We start from the raw sequence: 15680 nt of genomic DNA, 5'->3' as shown, positions 1-15680 counted from the left end.
CGCCATGACCGAGTTCGACGCCGCCACCACCGCCATCGCCGACATCACCGGCGACTACACCATCGACCCCGCCCACAGCCGCCTCGGCTTCACCGCCCGCCACGCGATGGTGACCAAGGTCCGCGGCCAGTTCCACGACTTCACCGGCACCGCCCGCGTCGACACCGCCAACCCGGCCGCGTCCCGCGTCGACCTCGCCATCGAGGCCTCCAGCGTCAGCACCGGCAACGCCGACCGCGACGGCCACCTGCAGAGCAACGACTTCTTCGGTGCGGCCGACCACCCGCAGATCACCTTCGTCTCCACCGACGTCCGCCGCGAGGGCTCGACCTGGACCATCACCGGCGACCTGACCATCAAGGGCACCACCAAGTCGGTCTCCATCGACTTCGACGAGGTCGGCTCTGCCCAGGACCCGTTCGGCAACACCCGCGTCGGCTTCGAGGGCAGCGTCACCGTCCGTCGCAGCGACTGGGGCCTCAGCTTCAACGCCGCGCTCGAGACCGGCGGCGTGCTCGTCTCGGAGAAGGTCACCCTCGACTTCGACATCTCCGCGATCAAGAACGCCTGACCTCCCCGCTCTCCCACGTCCGACGGACCGCGCCCGAAATGGGTCGCGGTCCGTCGCCGTCTGCTGCCACGATCCGAGCCGTGCCCGACGTACCTCTCCCGGCCGGCCTGACCGCCCGACCCCTGCAGCCCGACGACGCGACGGCCGTCTTCGAGACCATGCACGCCCAGGAGGTCGCCGACGTCGGTCGTGGGGAGATCGAGGAGGCGGACATCGTCGGCGACTGGCAGCGCCCCAGCTTCGACGTGCCGACCAGCACCGTGGGCGTCTTCGACGGCGACCTGATGGTCGGGTACGCCGAGTTCGCCGCGCCCGACCGCGGCGACGCGGCCGTGCTGCCCGACCACCGGGGTCGCGGCATCGGCACCTGGCTGGCCGCCTGGATGCGGGAGCTGGCCCGCTCGCGCGGCGCGTCGGTCGTCGGGATGCCGGTGCCCGAGGGCTCGGCCGGTGACCGGCTGCTCGCGGCGGCCGGCTACCACGTGCGCTGGACGTCGTGGGTGCTCAAGCTCCCGGCCGGCGCCACCATCGCCGAACGCCCGCTCCCCGAGGGCTACGTCGTCCGCGCGGCCGACCCGGCCGAGCACCCCGCCGTGCACACCGTGCTGGAGGACGCGTTCCTCGAGTGGTCGGTCCGCGACCGCGAGACCTTCGCCGACTTCACGGCCACCGTCCTCGAGCGGCCGGGCTTCGAGCCGTGGCAGCTGCGCGTCGTGGCCGACGACACCGGTGCCGTCGTGGCGGCCGCCGTCGTCCAGGTCTACGACGGCGACGACGGCACCGAGGCCTTCATCGCCCGGCTCGCCACCCGGCGCGACCTGCGCGGCCGCGGGCTCGCCCAGGCGCTGATGGTCGACACCTTCGCCGTCGCCCGCGAGCACGGCGCCGAGGTGTGCGGCCTCTCCACCGACAGCCGCACCGGCGCACTCGGCCTCTACGAGCGGGTCGGCATGACGGTCACCTCCACCTGGGTCAACCGGGCGATCGACCTGACCGGGGCGGCCGCGCCCTAGTCTCGAGCCCATGGGTGAGGTGTTCGCGGGCCGCTACGAGCTGCTCGACCCCTTCGCCACCGGCGGCATGGGCGCGATCTGGCGGGTGCTCGACCGCGAGGACGGCCAGGTCAAGGCCGCCAAGATCCTGCGGCAGTCCGACGCCGCCTCGCTGCTGCGGTTCGTGCGCGAGCAGTCGATGCGCATCGACCACACGCACGTGGTGACGCCGCTGTCGTGGGCCGGTGTCGACGACCGGGTGCTGTTCACGATGCCGCTGGTGCGCGGCGGGTCGGTGGCCGACCTGCTGCGCGACCGCGGCGGACTGCCCGTGCGGTGGGTCGCCCTGCTCACCGACCAGCTGCTGCAGGCGCTCGAGGCCGTGCACGGCGCGGGCATCGTGCACCGCGACGTCAAGCCCGGCAACCTGCTCCTCGAGCCGACCGGGGCCGGGCGGCCGCACCTGCGGCTGACCGACTTCGGCATCGCCGCCCCCGTCGACGAGCCCCGGATGACGCGCGGCTCCGTCGCCATCGGCACCCCCGGCTACATGCCGCCCGAGCAGTGGGTCGGCGCCGACCCCGACCCGCGCGCCGACGTGTACGCCGTCGGCCGGGTGGCGCTGGGCATGCTGCTGGGCCGCCACCCCGACGACGAGGACCTCGACGCGCACCGGACCGGCGAGCCAGCCCGCGACCTGCTGCTCGACGTCGTCGCGCGCGCCACGCAGCACGACGCCGCCGACCGGCCCGCCGACGCCACGGCGCTGCGCGCCGAGCTCGCCGCGACCGGCCTGCTCCGGCTCCCACCGGCGCCCGGCGAGTCCGTGGTGGTGCCCGACCGGTTCGCCGGTCCCGACGTCGCGACCGTGGCGGGGGGATCCACCGCCCCGCACCCGGCGCCCACCTCGGCGGCGCTGCCCACCCAGGCGCCCGGCGGCGGCAGCACCGCCGTCCTCGGCGCACAGCGCACCGTCGCGTTCGGCCAGGGACCCCACCCCGCCGCAGGCCGACGCCCGTCGGCGCTGCCGGGGATCCTGCTGGTGCTGCTCGGCGTGCTCGGCCTCGTGGTCGCTAGCTGGTTGCTGCTCGGCTGACCCGGCCGCGCCGGCGCAGCAGCACCACCCCCGCCAGCAGCGACAGCAGGCTCGCGCCGCCCACGACCAGGCCGGCCGTCCGCCGCGCACCGTCGCTGTTGCCGTCGGCGCCAGGGACGCGCGGGGTGCCGGAGATGTCGGCGGAGAACACGTCCTCGTCCACGAGGTACGGCGTCGCCGGGTCGTAGCCCTCGGAAGCGGCGCTGTCGTCCGGCGCGGTCACGATGCCGGGGAACTGCGGGGCCCCAGCCCGGTCACCGACGACCTCGGCGGTGAGCTCGATCGGGACCTCGACCGGCTCGCGATCCACCGCGGGCGAGACCGCGACCGAGACCCAGTAGTCGCCCGGTGCGGTCACGACGCCGTCGTCGAAGCGGTTGCGGTAGGCGACCGGTCGGGTGCCGTCGAACAGCATGGCGGCCTCCTCGGCGTAGGACCCGGAGTCGACGGCCTCGGCGTGACCGGTGTCGAAGGAGTTGCGCAGGGGGTCGAAGAGGGAGAGGTCGAGCGACGGCGAGGAGCCCTCGATCTCGCCCTCGCGCGGCGGCACGTCGACCCGCACGGCCAGGGCCTGGCCCCAGTCGAGCCGTACGCGGTAGAGGCGCTCGGCGCCCTCGGGCACCGCGTCCGAGACCGTGACCCCGGACTCGAGGTCGGGCGCGTCGTCGAACGAGGCCGCACCCGTCAGCGGCCGGGGATCGGTGGGCTCGGGGATGCCCACCACGGCCGTCTCCTGGGGCTCCGGCAGCGCCTCCTCGGTCCCCCGGATCGGGGCCTGCTCGACCACCCGGATCGCCACCGGCAGGTCGCCGGTGACCTCGACCGTCTCCGACCTGCTCACATCGACGGTGAGCACGGCGGCCTTGACGCACGGGTCGTTGCGGTCGTCGATGGTGCTTGCCCTGACGGTCACCGATGCACCGAAGGCCGCCGACGGCAGCGTCGAGCGCTGGCTGACCGGGTCGGAGCCGCACGGGTATCCGTCATCGGTCTCGACCGTGAGCTCCACACCGTCCCCCGACTCCTCCGGCGAGGTGGCGACCAGCCCGATGAGCACGGTGCTGTCCTTGAGGGTGCGGCGGTAGTCGAAGCGGTGCACGTTGGCTTCGGCCGCTCCCGGCTCGGTCAACGTGTCGGCCCACAGCCCGGCCGTGAGTCGCGTCGGGTCACTCGGGTCGGTGCTCACCTCGACGCGGGTGCCGCCCAGGTCGACCGCGTCCGGAGCACCGGGCGTCGACGCACCTGCACCGGCCGCGGCGGCCGCGAGGACCAGCACCACCACCGGCAGACCGCGCCACGCCGCCCCTCTGACCACCGTCGGACCTTAGCGCCGCCCACGAATCTTCCGCCGATGGGCAACCAAACCGCGCCGCGGTGCGTCACTCTCGTGACACCCACGCTCTTCGACAGAGAGAAGCACCCCCATGCAGCACACCCGTCGACTCGCGCTGGCCGCGGCCGTCGCCACCCTCGCGCCGCTCGCGGCCGTCGCCGGTCCGGCGCCGGTACAGGCGGCCGCTCCCGCGCAGGCCCGCGCCGCCGACCCGGCCGGTCCCACGATCTGGGCGCCCGCCGCCGTGCAGGGCCTCCTCTACGGCAAGCGCACCCTCGCCTCGGTGCCCCTCGACGTGCGGCTGGTGGCCGGCGACCAGCCGATCGAGCTGTGGTCGACGCGGGCGTCGTACGACGAGCCGATCAAGACCGTGGTGCGCACCGCCGAGGGCGACGTGCCGCTGCCCGCCAGCGTGATGCAGACCTTCGACGGGATCACCGGGCTCGTGCGGGCCACCGTCACCGACGTCCGCACCGGCAAGGTGGTCAAGACGCGCTCGCGCAACGGCTGCCTCAACGGCTCGGCCCAGCGGGCCCGGCCCGAGGCGCCGGCGCGGTCGCCGTACCCGTCGTCCTGCTACAGCAGCCCCTACAGCCTCGGCTCGGTGCAGGGCGTGCAGGCCGGTTGGTCCAACGGGTTGATCGACTACGGCTCCGCCCTGCGGCTGCCGAAGGGTCGGTACTCGATCGAGGTCGCGCTCCGCCCGGTCATCGCCCGCGCGCTGGGGCTGTCCCCCGCCCAGGCGTCCCGGACGATCAGGGCGACGGTCAAGCGCGAGCCGCACGACCACGACGACCACGAGCACGGCGGTGGCGGCGGCGGCGAGCCCGGTCACGCGCACCGCGGCGGCGCCTTGCGCCCGGCCGGCACCACCGGCCCCACCGGACGCCGGCTCGACCCGCGCGCCGAGGTCGACGGCCCCGTGCCCAACCTGCGCTCGCTGCCGGCCTGGGGCATCGACGTCGCGCGCAACGGCAACTACCTGCGCTTCTCCGCCACCGTCTGGAACGCCGGCAACAGCCCGCTGGTCGTCGACGGCTTCGTGTCCGACACCGAGGACCGGATGGACGCCTACCAGTACTTCTTCGACGGTGAGGGCAACCAGACCGGCTACCAGCCGGTGGGCTCGTTCGAGTTCGACCGCAAGCCGACCCACCAGCACTGGCACTTCCGCGACTTCGCCCGCTACTCGCTGCTGCGCGCCGACCAGACGACGGCGGTGCACTCGCGCAAGGAGGCGTTCTGCCTGGCCAACACCGACGCGGTCGACCTCACGGTGCCCGACGCCGACTGGAACCCCGAGAACACCGACCTGTCGACCGACTGCGGCTACGACGACTCGTTGTCCCTGCGCCAGGTGCTCGCTGCCGGCTGGGGCGACACCTACGCGCAGTTCCGCGCCGGCCAGTCCTTCGACCTGCGCGGCCTGCCCAACGGCGTCTACTACATCGCCACGGTCGCCAACCCGCGCAAGCGGCTGATCGAGTCCTCGACCGACGACAACACCTCGCTGCGCAAGGTGGTCATCGGCGGCAAGCCCGGTGCCCGCACCGTGCGCGTGCCCCGGCTCGGCCTCGTCGTCGAGCCGTCGTACGACGACGACCGCGAGCCGCAGCCGGCGCACTGACCGCTCGCCCCGGCACCACCCGCTCCATCCGCTCCACCCTCTCCCGCATGTCGACCCGTCGCCTCGAGGCGACGGGTCGACGTGCGGGTGGCCGCACTACGGTGGAGGCATGAGCGAGCCGGGACCCGAGTCCGACGACGACCGCGTGACCCGACGGGCCGAGCTGCTCGACGAGGAGGCCACGGCCGGCAGCGACGACCCGGAGGCGCAGGCCGCGGCGATCCTGGCCGAGTCCGACGCCCGCGTCGAGGACCCCGAGGGCACCCGTGCCGCCTCGGAGCAGACGCCCGACGACCCCGACGGCGGGCTGGGCTCGCAGGCCCAGGGCCGCGCCGGCGACTAGGTCGCCGGGCCCACCAGCGGCACCGACGCGTCGAGCTCGACGGTCGTCACCACGTCGGTGACCGACGGTCGCTCCGGAGTGGAGGAGAACCCGAACCGCGGCGGCGGCGACACCGGCGCGAGCGCGCCGAGGTCGGCACCCTCGAAGCTGCCGGAGGCCCGCACGAGGTGCCGGTTGCCGGTGGCGCCGTACCACTCGCGACGGTCGCCGGTCTCGCCGCGCGTGCGGACGCCGTCGAGCACCCGGCGGGCCACCGGGTCGGTCAGCGCGCACCACCAGGGCGCCTCCGCGACCGCCCGCGGCACGAGCCCGAGCAGCCGGCCCAGGAAGGTCGGGCCGCCGAAGGTCACGTCGAGCTCGAGCGAGGCGCCGCGCACCTGCCACCCGTGTGCCAGCGCCGTCACCGCGAACGGCTCCACCCGGATCTCGTCGAAGTCGTACGTCGCCGCGACGAACCGCGCGACGTCGGGGTGGGGCGCCAGCAGCAGCCGGTGCCCGTCGGGCCGCTCCACCATGGCGTCGGCGAACGAGCCGAGCGGGCTCTCGACCCACCGGCCCACCACGACGCGGGTGCCCTCGGTGGTGCCGATCCCGGCGATCTGGCCGCGGAACCGGAGGCGGCGTCGGCTCGGGTCAGCGGTCATGTCCCACACCTAGCACGGCTCGGCCGCGCGGCGGCTCACCGGATGGGTGCCCCCGAGACGGTGCGGGCGATCACGAGGCGCTGGATCTCCGAGGTGCCCTCGAAGATCGTGAAGATCTTGGCGTCGCGGGCCCAGCGCTCGACCGGGTACTCGCGCGTGTAGCCGTTGCCGCCGAGCACCTGCATCGCCTGGCCGGTGACCTTGACGGCCGTCTCGGCCGCCATCAGCTTCGACATCGACCCCTCGGCCGCGTCGAACGACTTGCCCTGGCTGGCCATCCACGCGGCGCGGTGCACGAGCAGCCGGCTCGCGTCGATCGAGACCGCCATGTCGGCGAGCATGAACGCCACGCCCTGGTTCTCGATGATGGCCTTGCCGAACTGCTCACGGGTCTTGGCGTAGTCGAGCGCCACCTCGTACGCCGCCCGCGCGATGCCGACCGCCATCGCGCCGACCGCGGGGCGGGTGCGCTCGAACGTCGCCATGCTGGCGTTGCCCTTGGCGCTGGCACCCTCGCGGGCCCGGGCGAGCCGGGCGTCGAGCTTGTCCTTGCCGCCGAGCAGGCAGCGGCCGGGCACCCGCACGTTGTCGAGGACGACCTCGGCGGTGTGGCTGGCGCGGATGCCGTGCTTGTGGAACTTCTGGCCCTGGCTGAGCCCCTTGGTGCCGGGCGGGATCACGAAGCTGGCCTGACCGCGGGTGCGCAGGTCGGGGTCGACGACCGCGGTCACGACGTGCACGTCGGCGATGCCGCCGTTGGTGGCCCAGGTCTTGGTGCCGTTGACGACCCACTCGTCGGTGGCCTCGTCGTACCGCGCGCGGGTGCGCATCGCGCCGACGTCGCTGCCGGCGTCGGGCTCGGAGGAGCAGAACGCGCCGAGCTTGAGGTCGCCGGGGCTGCCGAACATCTCCGGCACCCACTCGAGCACCTGCTCCTGGGTGCCGTTGCTGCTCACGCCGGCCGCGGCGAGCGCGGTGCCGACGATGGCCAGGCCGATGCCGGCGTCACCCCAGCACAGCTCCTCCATCGACACCGGGATGCCGAGGCCGGTGGGGTCGAAGCCCTGGGTGGCGAAGAAGTCCATCGAGTAGATGCCGGCCTTGGCGGCCTCCTCGACGACCGGCCAGGGGAACTCCTCCTTCTCGTCCCACTCCGACGCGGCCGGGCGGATGACGTCGGAGGCGAAGCCGTGCAGCCACGCCTTCAGCTCGAGGTGGTCTTCGGTCAGGTCGAACGACGGCGTGGACACGTGTCGAGGATAGGACGCGACGCCCGCTCGGAGGACAGGTGTTCACCGACGGGCGTCAGCCCGACGTCAGCCGGTCGGCACCGTCGACGTCGTCCGGCGCCGCGTCGTGTGGCGCGCGCGGCTGAACAGGCCGCAGCCGAGGAAGAAGATGCCGATCCAGAACGGCAGGTGCGTGAGCACCGACAGCACGACCAGCACGACCACCAGCGGCACGAACGGCACCGGGCGCCAGCCCGACCGGGCCCCGATGCCCTTCGCCAGCCTGCCCGTCGGGTACGTCGACCGGTACGTCGGCTGCTGCGTCGGCAGGTCGTGGAAGACGAGGTCGAGGTCGGCGCGGGTGCGGGCCGTCCAGATGGCGTCGAGGCGCTCGGCGTGCTCCTCGGTCGACAGCCGGCCCAGGGCGTAGTGCTCCCCCAGGTCGGTCGCGGCCCGGTCGCGCTCGGCGTCCCCGACCCGCAGCTCGCCGCTCATGACTCGTCGTCCACGTCGGAGCCGGCGGCCTCCGGGCCGTCGGCGAGCACGCCGTAGAGCCGGCGGCGGGTGTCGGCCAGGATCTCGACCGCGGCCCGGCGCTGCGTCTCGGAGCCCTGGGTGATGATCTGCCACACGGCCGGCATCACCTGGCCGATCTCGCTCTTGAGGTCGGCGTGCTCGGACTTCTCGGCGTCGGTCCCGGCGGCGCGCTCGAACGGCGCCCACACGGCGGCCAGCTCGTCGCCGTGCTCGTCGACGTAGGCGTTGCCGGCCTCCGTGAGGCTCAGGCTGCGGCGACCGCGCTCGTCGTCGGTGTCGACCAGGCCCTCGTCCTGCAGCTGCTGGATCGTGGGGTAGACCGAGCCGGGACTCGGGCGCCAGCCGCCGTCGCTGCGCTCGGCGATCTGCTGGATCACCTGGTAGCCGTTGACCGGCTCGTCGGCGCGGGCCGCGCTGGCCAGCACGTCGAGGATGGCGTGCCGCACGTCGCCGCGGCGTACCCGCGGGCCGCGTCCGCGCTCGGGCTGACCCATGCCGAACAGCCCGGCGACCCACGGCGGCGGACCGCCCATCGGCCCTCCGGGCCGGTCGAACGGCCCGCCCCACCCCGGTCCGCCCCAGCCGTGGCCACGGCGTCCGCCGCCGTGGGCCTGCCAGGGGTTGTTCTCGGGCCCTCCGACCCACTGCCTGCTGCGTCCTCGGTGTCCCATCGCGGGACCTCCTTCGTCTCGGGCTATCGCGACTCTCGTCGGTTACATCACGATATATCGTGACTGTACGTCTTGTTCGTTGACGGGACAAGAGCCGCGGCACTGCCGGACTCGGGAATCCGGCTTCGGCCATGCCCGCCGCCGTCGCGGCCTACCGTGGCCGGTGACCGGGATGACGGAGGGATGCCGGATGAGGGTTCTCGACAGCGCGGAGCTGTGGCGGCTCACGATGCAGCACTCCCCCATCGGCATGGCCCTGGTCGACCTCGACGGGCGACTCTTCATGGTGAACCAGGCGCTCACGGACATGCTCGGCTACGACGCCGACGACTTCGCGGAACGGAGCTTCCAGGAGTTCACCGTGCCCGAGGACCTCGACGCCGACCTCGCGCTGTTCCACAAGGCGCTGGACGGCGAGATCGACTCCTACCGGTTGCGCAAGCGCTACCTGCACACCGACGGGCACGTCGTGTGGGGCGACCTCTCCGTCGCGCTGGTCCGCGGGCCCGACCGCAGCCCCCTGTACTTCATCTCCCAGGTCCTCGACGTCACCGAGCAGCGGGGCTACGAGGAGCAGCTCGAGTCGGCCCGGGCGGAGATCGAGCGCGAGCACCAGACCCTCGAGGCGGTCTTCGACACCGTCAACGTCGGGATCCTGCTGATCGACGACGACGGCCGCTACTCGCGGATGAACCGGCGGCACCGCGAGACGATGTCCCTGCCCTTCCCGGACGGCCACCACGGCATGGCCGGCCAGTCCGGCTACGTCTTCCACCTCGACGGTCAGTCCCTGATGACCAAGGAGGAGATGCCGTCCTACCGCGCCGCGAGCGGCGAGGAGTTCGACGACTACGCCTACTGGGTCGGCAGCGACCCCCAGGCCCGCGCGGCCTTCTCGACGTCCGCGCGGCAGGTGCGCGGCCCGCGCGGTGAGCGGCTGGGAGCGGTGATCGCCTACCAGGAGATCACCGACCTGATGCGCGCCATGCAGGTCAAGGACGAGTTCGTCTCCTCGGTCTCCCACGAGCTGCGCACCCCGCTCACCGCCGTGCTCGGCTACCTCGAGCTGCTGTGCGACGGCGACGAGAGCCCGCCCGAGCTGGTCGCGCAGCTGCGCGTCGTCCAGCGCAACGCACTGCGGCTCAAGGACCTGCTCACCGACCTGCTGTTCATGGGCCAGGCCCAGGAGGGCGGCCTCTGGCTGCGGCGTACGTCGACCGACCTGGCGGCGACCGTGCACGAGGCCGTCGACGCGGCGCGCCCCTTCGCCGACCGCCGCCGGGTGACCCTCGACGTCGACGTCCCCGACCACGTGCTCGCCGTGGTCGACGAGCAGCGCATCCGCCAGGTCGTCGACAACCTGGTGTCCAACGCCGTGAAGTACAGCCCCGCCGACGGCACCGCCCACGTCCGCCTGCACTCCCGCGGCGACGCGACCGTGCTCGAGGTGAGCAACACCGGCGTCGGCATCAACCCCGACGAGCTCGACCACGTCTTCACCCGCTTCTTCCGGGGCGAGCAGGCGATGTCCCAGCAGATCTCCGGCACCGGCCTCGGCCTCGCCATCGTCGAGTCCATTGTCACCGCCCACGGCGGCGCGGTGACCGTCGAGAGCGAGGGCGGGCAGGAGACCACCTTCCGGGTCACGTTGCCCCGGCCGAGCGGCTGAGTCCCCGCGTGGGCCGCTTGGCTGGGGGCTCGGCTCAGTTGACCAGGCGTCCGTGCATCGAGTCCCCGAAGGTCCCATCGGGACGACGCCAGATCGTCGCGATGCCGATGGACTCCGCCCCTCGAACTGGTCGGCTACATCAACCGGCTTACGGATGAACTGGGAGGCAAGTCCTGAACGCGCTTCGGAGTGCTCACGTGCAAACCTTCCGCGGACTTCTCCGACCCGCCGCTCCGGTCCCCTGGCAAGGGTCGCAGTTGCCCTTCGACTATCCCGATTCCGATTGGGACGAGCCGCCGCCGACTCGGTCTGGCAATCACGAGAGTTCTGCGGCATCGTCGTGAGCTGCTGGCGCGACGCCATGGAACCCTTCCATCAGTTCCTCGCCGACCATGAGATGGCGTACATCAATATCGCCACCACTCGAGCCGTCGCGGAGTTCTGCGGCCCGGAATCGGTGAACTGGGCCGGCGTTCGACGGACGCTTCTCGACCAGGACAGGGTCATCCTTCCCGGTCGGACCGCGCGAGAGGTCGTAGGAGGCGGCTGGGACGACCTCCACGAAACTGTCCGCGGGAACCTCGAGGGAGCCGAGCAGCTGCCGGCGATACTTCACGCGGGATGGGCGTTCATCGTGTGCTCAGACTGGTGGGGCATGCCCGGCTACGCCGATCAGGTCGCCGGACTGGTCGATACAGGCCGCGTGACCCGTTGGCAGGGATCCAGCGAGGAGTTCGGTCAGGTGTTGCTTCCGACCCACTCCGAGTGCCGCTCGAGGCGTGGGAGCAGATAGTCGGGGGAAACGGCATGAGCTGGCTCGACCGGGAGTGACGATCCGCCCTTCGCTGTAGGCGTAGCGCGATTGACTCTGGTGACGGCCCACCGGGACGGGGCGGGCCGAGCTCCGAAGCGGCGGTCTTGTAGCCCAAGCTGCGAGCAGTGCCCCCGGCGGAGAGCTGTACCCCTAGTTGGAGCAGCCACTAGTTGGCACCTCCGAGGCCCGGTTCGATCACCGCCTTCCGGCGGCACCTTGCCTCGTGCTGCTGAAGGCCCCAGCGGAGTCGCCGATGCCTGGCACCTCGGGCAACAACCTCACTGCGATAGCGTGCCGGGACGTAAGTGGACCGCGGCGCAGTCGCGCATGACACGCTTACCCAGTTGCACGCCCCGGCGCTCCCCGCTCGCACTCGAGCCACTCCCGGCGGAGGACGCCGACCTGCCCGACACCTCGACCTGCGCCAGACACAGCGTGAAGTGCGCTACATGCGACTGAGGATCTCAGCCTTCTTCGCCGAGAACTCGTCCTCGGTGAGGATTCCGGCGTCGCGGAGCGCGCCGAGCTCTTTGAGTTGCGAGATCGGGTCCATCGTCGGCTGCTGGACCACCTCGACGTCAACCGCCTCGTCGCGGTGTTCGGCCGGTGCGGGCAGGGCCGATGGTGCGGCCACAAACAGGCCGGCCGCAGGCGTGACACCCATCGGCATGCCCGGTGGCGCAGGCGGGACGAAGCCACCCGGCGGCATCCCTCCATAAGCGATCTCTTGGCGAGTCGTGTTGGTGGCCTGGTGGCGGGCTCCGTCGATCTGGATGCTCCGGTGCGCCCTGGTCAGCTGCGCCGCTCGGAATGTCTCTGTGATGATCCGTTGCGCGCTGGGCCCGTCCGGGACGTCATCGAGGCCCACCGGTGGCCCACCGGTCCGGTGCACGACCACGGTGTAGACACCGCGTGCCTTCTGGGTCATGGACTGTTTGACGTCGACGTTGTAGACGTCGGACATGTGCACCTGCTGGGCAGCAGTCTTCAGCGTGCCCTTCTCGAAGTGCAGATACTCGGCGTCCATCCGGTAGCGACCGGTCGTGATGCCGCCGACCCCCTTGCCGACCGCGGACCAGATGGTGCCCTCGGGAACGTCCATCTCGTTGGACGTGAACCTCCCGGCGGCGCCCTTCATGGTGGCGCCTCTTCCACCGCCCGAACCACTGGATGGCCGGAACTGCTCCGTCCAGGCTGAACCGTCCCAGTACCGCTGACCCTCGCCATTCGGGTACCACCCAGGCAACGCCTGCTGCTCGTCCATGAGCGATTGTAGGCACGGATGCTGAGTCGAGACCTGGGTTTCGAACGAGCGCCTCTGGGCCTGGGGCGGCACGGACCGAGCGGTGTACGACCGGGTTTTCACCCGGTTCTTCCCGGGCGAGCAGGCGATGTCCGAGCAGATCTCCGGCACCGGCCTCGGCCTCGGCCTCGGCATCGTCGACTCCATCGTCACCGCCCACGGTGGTCCGGTGACCGTCGAGAGCGAGGGCGGGAAGGAGACCACATTCCGGGTCACGTTGCCCCGGCCGAGCGGCTGAGTCCCCGTCTGAGTGGCGTTCCCTCGTTTTGTAGCGATACATTTGCGTCATCGGTTGGCACAAATGTGGGGAGAAGCGGTATGCGACTCGTGGTCCTGGCAGCCGGCCTCCTGGTGATCGGCAGCGTCTTCACCTACGCCTATCTGCGAAGCAGCAGGCGGGGCGCAGACGCCGAGCTGCAGGCGTTCGCGGCGACCGTCGGCGCCCCCCTGACGGCCGACGTGCGGCGATGGCTGGCTCCGCAGCTCGCCCGGCGCAGCCACTACCCGGTCCTGGGGGGCATGTGGGGTCTGACGGCCGCGAACATCCCCCTGACGAGCGAATGGCACGAGGTGCCCTGGTACTGGTTCGCCATCGCCGTCGGCTCCGGGATCGGTACGGCGGCAGGCGCACTGGTGGCCGGGTACCGCACCGTCCCGCTGGTCGACGGCTCCGTGCGCACGGTCGATCCCGTCCGGCGTCGGGTGCGGGAGTACTACGACCGCTCACGACTGCGGACGCTGCGACTGGCCGTCGTCGTCGGTGTGGCGGCGCTGGCGCTGGCGGGCGCGATCGCGGCGTCGGGCGACACGGCGTCGGCACGGCGAGCGCTGCTGGGCTGCAGCCTCGCGGTGCTCCTGGTCGCTGCTCACTACTGGGTCGCCGCGACGGTGATCTCCCGACCGATGGTGGCGAGCACGACCGACGGCCTGCTGTGGCAGCGAGCGCTGCTGGCCAAGACGGTGGAGCAAATGCCCCTCAGCGCCTTCCTGGTGGGCGGGTTCAGCGCCGCCGTCGCCGTGTTCGCGACCGTGGTCGACCACCGCGACCTGCCCCTGCCGGTCCTGCTGGCCGGCGCGTGCTTCACCGTCCTGGCGGTCGCGTCCGCAGCGGTCGTGCTCGTGGACGGCTGGCGGGACGGGCACTGGTCGCCGGTGCCCGCCCCCAGCGAACGCACCGCACCGTGAACATCAACGTGGACACCGCGTCCAGCGTGCCGCCGTACGAGCAGCTGCGAACGCAGATCGCGTCGATGGTCGCCGAGGGCACCCTCCCCGCCGGGACGCGGCTCGCCACCGTCCGCCAGATGGCGTCCGACCTCGGCCTCGCCCCGAACACCGTGGCCCGGGCCTACCGCGAGCTCGACGCCGACGGCGTCATCGACACCCACGGGCGGCGTGGGACCTTCGTCCGCTCCACGCGCACGCCGAGCCCCGCCCTCGGCCGCCTGGTGGCCGAGTACGTCGGCAACGCCCGCGCCGCCGGCCTCACCCGCGCCGAGGCGGTCAGGCTGGTCGAGGAGTGGTGGAGCTAGCTCCGCGACGAGTTGTCCACAACCCCTGTGGTTGAGCGGGAAACCCGCCGCAAACTGTCGGTGGTCGGTGCTGGAATAGTCTCATGGCCGAGCACACCGACACCCCCCGATCGGGACACCCGATCGAGGCGTTCCTGTGCTCGGTGCTCGACGACCTCCAGGCCCTGGCCGAGGTCCCGGCCTGGTCCATGGACCCGGTCACCACCACCCGCGTCGTCGGACTCGCCGCCCGGGTCGCCGCCGGCATCGCCGAGGTCGAGGCCCGCACCATCGGCCACGCCGAGGTCCTCGACCTCCCCGGCACAGCCCAGTGCCGCGACCTACGACGGTGGCTGCAGCAGACCACCGGCGTCACCCGCCGCACCGCTGCCGCGAAGACCAGGTTGGCGGGAGCGCTCGCCGGCCTGGAGCCGACCCGCGCCGCGACCGCCCGCGGTCAGATCCACGCCGAGCAGGCCCACGCCATCGCCGACCACCTCACCCGCCTCGACGACGACCACGTCCCCGCCGCCGACCGGGCCCGCGCCGAGGCGTTCCTCCTCGACCACGCCACCACCGGCGGCATCGACGCCGACGACCTCGCCCGGCTCGGCCACGCCATCGCCGAACGTCTCGACCCCGACGGCGCCGATCAACGCGAAGCCCGCGCCCTCGAGGCCCAGGAAGCCCGCGCCCGGAAGAAGACCCGCCTCACCATGGTCGACGCCGGCGACGGCCTGACCCACGGCCGGTTCACGCTGCCCACCCACGTCGCGGAGATGTTCCGCAAGCAGCTCCACGCCCTCGCCGCCCCCAAGCACGTCCGCGCCCACCACGGCCCCGGCACCTACGACTGGCAGACACCCTCAGCCGACAGGCTCGGTCAGGCGTTCACCGAGTGGATCGAGACCTACCACCCAGACCAGCTCCCCCAGATCGGCGGACTCTCCGCGACCGTCATCGCCGTCGGGGACCACGACATCCTCACCGGCAAGGTCGAGGCCGCCGCCCTGGACACCGGCACCAAGATCTCCCACACCGAGTACCTACGTCTGGCCTGCGGGGCCGGTGTCATCCCCGCCTGGATGAACGCCACCGGCGAAGTGCTCGCCCTGGGCCGCAAGCACCGCTTCCACACCACCGCCCAACGCCTCGCCGCCATCGTCGAACAACGCCACTGCCAACACCCCGGCTGCGACACCCCCGGCTACCTCTGCCACACCCACCACCGGGTCCCGTGGCAGGACGGCGGCACCACCGACCTCCGCAACACCCAGCTCCTCTGCCCCTACCACCACACCCGCACCCACCAACCCGGCACGCACCCCATGCGAACGTGA

Annotated in this window: 16 protein-coding genes and 1 pseudogene; 11 read left to right on the top strand and 6 right to left on the bottom strand. The window is 72.3% G+C overall.

Translation table 11 applies throughout. The annotated features are described in order from the left end of the window. The first annotated feature begins 4 nt into the window (after positions 1-4). The 3 genes from AC4MBH_RS16775 to AC4MBH_RS16765 all read left to right on the top strand — a co-directional run bounded on the left by AC4MBH_RS16775 (position 5) and on the right by AC4MBH_RS16765 (position 2659). Positions 5-571, top strand: a complete 567-nt coding sequence (locus AC4MBH_RS16775) for a YceI family protein (protein ID WP_491796188.1) — start codon at positions 5-7, stop codon at positions 569-571. An 80-nt stretch (positions 572-651) separates the two neighbouring features. Next, entirely contained in the window at positions 652-1584 is a 933-nt protein-coding gene (locus tag AC4MBH_RS16770) for a GNAT family N-acetyltransferase (RefSeq protein ID WP_491796186.1), read from the top strand. 10 nt (positions 1585-1594) lie between these two features. Further along, entirely contained in the window at positions 1595-2659 is a 1065-nt protein-coding gene (locus AC4MBH_RS16765) for a serine/threonine-protein kinase (RefSeq protein WP_491796184.1), read from the top strand. On the opposite strand, the gene AC4MBH_RS16760 is transcribed toward AC4MBH_RS16765, so the two are convergent. Next, entirely contained in the window at positions 2637-3974 is a 1338-nt protein-coding gene (locus AC4MBH_RS16760) for a hypothetical protein (protein WP_491796183.1), read from the bottom strand. The two genes, AC4MBH_RS16765 and AC4MBH_RS16760, sit on opposite strands and share 23 nt — an antisense overlap. A gap of 109 nt (positions 3975-4083) precedes the next feature. Here AC4MBH_RS16760 and AC4MBH_RS16755 point away from each other — a divergent pair, with 109 nt between their 5' ends. Next, on the top strand, positions 4084-5619 hold the full coding sequence (locus tag AC4MBH_RS16755) for a lysyl oxidase family protein (protein ID WP_491796181.1): 1536 nt from the start codon (positions 4084-4086) through the stop codon (positions 5617-5619). Positions 5620-5728: 109 nt separating this feature from the next. After that, positions 5729-5962, top strand: coding sequence for a hypothetical protein (locus tag AC4MBH_RS16750; protein WP_491796180.1), 234 nt, complete (start codon positions 5729-5731; stop codon positions 5960-5962). On the opposite strand, the gene AC4MBH_RS16745 is transcribed toward AC4MBH_RS16750, so the two are convergent. The 4 genes from AC4MBH_RS16745 to AC4MBH_RS16730 form a co-directional block, all read right to left on the bottom strand. Further along, positions 5959-6606, bottom strand: a complete 648-nt coding sequence (locus AC4MBH_RS16745) for a hypothetical protein (RefSeq protein WP_491796178.1) — start codon at positions 6604-6606, stop codon at positions 5959-5961. The genes AC4MBH_RS16750 and AC4MBH_RS16745 overlap by 4 nt on opposite strands. A 35-nt stretch (positions 6607-6641) precedes the next feature. After that, positions 6642-7856, bottom strand: a complete 1215-nt coding sequence (locus tag AC4MBH_RS16740) for an acyl-CoA dehydrogenase family protein (protein WP_491796176.1) — start codon at positions 7854-7856, stop codon at positions 6642-6644. 66 nt (positions 7857-7922) lie between these two features. Then, on the bottom strand, positions 7923-8330 hold the full coding sequence (locus AC4MBH_RS16735; protein ID WP_491796174.1) for a DUF1707 SHOCT-like domain-containing protein: 408 nt from the start codon (positions 8328-8330) through the stop codon (positions 7923-7925). Beyond that, positions 8327-9043 (bottom strand): PadR family transcriptional regulator, encoded by a 717-nt coding sequence (locus AC4MBH_RS16730; protein ID WP_491796172.1) that lies wholly within the window; start codon positions 9041-9043, stop codon positions 8327-8329. The genes AC4MBH_RS16735 and AC4MBH_RS16730 overlap by 4 nt, the downstream gene beginning before the upstream one ends. A 190-nt stretch (positions 9044-9233) precedes the next feature. Between AC4MBH_RS16730 and AC4MBH_RS16725 the strand changes: the two genes are divergently transcribed. Together AC4MBH_RS16725 and AC4MBH_RS16720 are read left to right on the top strand one after the other, a co-directional pair. Next, positions 9234-10712, top strand: a complete 1479-nt coding sequence (locus AC4MBH_RS16725; RefSeq protein ID WP_491796170.1) for an ATP-binding protein — start codon at positions 9234-9236, stop codon at positions 10710-10712. Between the two features lie 361 nt (positions 10713-11073). Continuing rightward, positions 11074-11505, top strand: coding sequence for a hypothetical protein (locus tag AC4MBH_RS16720; RefSeq protein WP_491796168.1), 432 nt, complete (start codon positions 11074-11076; stop codon positions 11503-11505). A gap of 466 nt (positions 11506-11971) precedes the next feature. On the opposite strand, the gene AC4MBH_RS16715 is transcribed toward AC4MBH_RS16720, so the two are convergent. Continuing rightward, a complete protein-coding gene (locus tag AC4MBH_RS16715; protein WP_491796166.1) occupies positions 11972-12790 on the bottom strand; it encodes an SHOCT domain-containing protein in 819 nt (272 codons plus the stop codon). A 79-nt stretch (positions 12791-12869) separates the two neighbouring features. On the opposite strand from AC4MBH_RS16715, the pseudogene AC4MBH_RS16710 reads away from it, so the two are divergent. The 4 genes and pseudogenes from AC4MBH_RS16710 to AC4MBH_RS16695 all read left to right on the top strand — a co-directional run. Beyond that, positions 12870-13067, top strand: a pseudogene (locus AC4MBH_RS16710) (ATP-binding protein); the annotation flags it as partial. Positions 13068-13147: 80 nt separating this feature from the next. Next, positions 13148-14014 carry a hypothetical protein gene (locus AC4MBH_RS16705; RefSeq protein WP_491796164.1) on the top strand — a complete coding sequence of 289 codons (867 nt, stop codon included), beginning with the start codon at positions 13148-13150 and terminating at the stop codon, positions 14012-14014. Further along, entirely contained in the window at positions 14011-14361 is a 351-nt protein-coding gene (locus AC4MBH_RS16700; protein WP_491796163.1) for a GntR family transcriptional regulator, read from the top strand. Before AC4MBH_RS16705 ends, AC4MBH_RS16700 begins: the two co-directional genes overlap by 4 nt. Positions 14362-14444: 83 nt before the next feature. Beyond that, positions 14445-15680, top strand: coding sequence for an HNH endonuclease signature motif containing protein (locus tag AC4MBH_RS16695; protein ID WP_491795293.1), 1236 nt, complete (start codon positions 14445-14447; stop codon positions 15678-15680).

Source organism: Nocardioides sp. WJ219 (assembly GCF_058559815.1).
This window is presented reverse-complemented; position numbering and strand designations above follow the sequence as displayed.

What these genes read in the sequence shown, in the direction of transcription:
- AC4MBH_RS16775 (WP_491796188.1), top strand. Translation starts at nt 5, where the DNA reads ATGACCGAGTTCGACGCCGCCACCACCGCCATCGCCGACATCACCGGC.
- AC4MBH_RS16765 (WP_491796184.1), top strand. Translation starts at nt 1,595, where the DNA reads ATGGGTGAGGTGTTCGCGGGCCGCTACGAGCTGCTCGACCCCTTCGCC.
- AC4MBH_RS16755 (WP_491796181.1), top strand. Translation starts at nt 4,084, where the DNA reads ATGCAGCACACCCGTCGACTCGCGCTGGCCGCGGCCGTCGCCACCCTC.
- AC4MBH_RS16750 (WP_491796180.1), top strand. Translation starts at nt 5,729, where the DNA reads ATGAGCGAGCCGGGACCCGAGTCCGACGACGACCGCGTGACCCGACGG.
- AC4MBH_RS16745 (WP_491796178.1), bottom strand. Translation starts at nt 6,606, where the DNA reads ATGACCGCTGACCCGAGCCGACGCCGCCTCCGGTTCCGCGGCCAGATC.
- AC4MBH_RS16735 (WP_491796174.1), bottom strand. Translation starts at nt 8,330, where the DNA reads ATGAGCGGCGAGCTGCGGGTCGGGGACGCCGAGCGCGACCGGGCCGCG.
- AC4MBH_RS16730 (WP_491796172.1), bottom strand. Translation starts at nt 9,043, where the DNA reads ATGGGACACCGAGGACGCAGCAGGCAGTGGGTCGGAGGGCCCGAGAAC.
- AC4MBH_RS16725 (WP_491796170.1), top strand. Translation starts at nt 9,234, where the DNA reads ATGAGGGTTCTCGACAGCGCGGAGCTGTGGCGGCTCACGATGCAGCAC.
- AC4MBH_RS16720 (WP_491796168.1), top strand. Translation starts at nt 11,074, where the DNA reads ATGGAACCCTTCCATCAGTTCCTCGCCGACCATGAGATGGCGTACATC.
- AC4MBH_RS16715 (WP_491796166.1), bottom strand. Translation starts at nt 12,790, where the DNA reads ATGGACGAGCAGCAGGCGTTGCCTGGGTGGTACCCGAATGGCGAGGGT.
- AC4MBH_RS16705 (WP_491796164.1), top strand. Translation starts at nt 13,148, where the DNA reads ATGCGACTCGTGGTCCTGGCAGCCGGCCTCCTGGTGATCGGCAGCGTC.
- AC4MBH_RS16695 (WP_491795293.1), top strand. Translation starts at nt 14,445, where the DNA reads ATGGCCGAGCACACCGACACCCCCCGATCGGGACACCCGATCGAGGCG.